The organism is Chitinophaga agrisoli, from assembly GCF_008386695.1.
Taxonomy (GTDB): domain Bacteria; phylum Bacteroidota; class Bacteroidia; order Chitinophagales; family Chitinophagaceae; genus Chitinophaga; species Chitinophaga agrisoli.
In genome coordinates this window covers 1-332 of the sequence record NZ_VUOC01000115.1, presented here as the reverse complement: position 1 = coordinate 332, position 332 = coordinate 1, and the positions used below count along the sequence as shown (strand labels likewise).

The following is a 332-nucleotide window of genomic DNA, read 5'->3' as shown; positions in this document are numbered from 1 at the left end:
AATGTCTAAGAGAGGACGTGGTGGTTCCGCGGGAGCGAAATTCCGTATCTCCCTGGGTCTCCCAGTGGGAGCAGTAATCAACTGCGCCTACAACACAGGGGCAAAGAATCTGTATGTGATCGCTGTCCAAGGTATCAAAGGTCGCCTGAACAGACTGCCGGCGGCCGGTTCCGGGGACATGATTGTGGCCACAGTCAAAAAGGGTAAACCTGAACTCCGGAAAAAGGTAATGCCGGCAGTGGTCATCAGGCAGCGGAAACCGTTCAGAAGGCGTGATGGAGTATTTATATACTTTGAGGACAATGCGGGTGTCATAGTCAATAACAAGGGCG

Annotated in this window: 1 protein-coding gene; it reads left to right on the top strand. The window is 52.4% G+C overall.

Going from position 1 to position 332, the window contains the following annotated elements; all coding sequences use genetic code 11:
- The coding region (locus F0L74_RS34715; RefSeq protein WP_149842245.1) for an uL14 family ribosomal protein at positions 1 to 332 on the top strand (332 nt) is incomplete at both ends.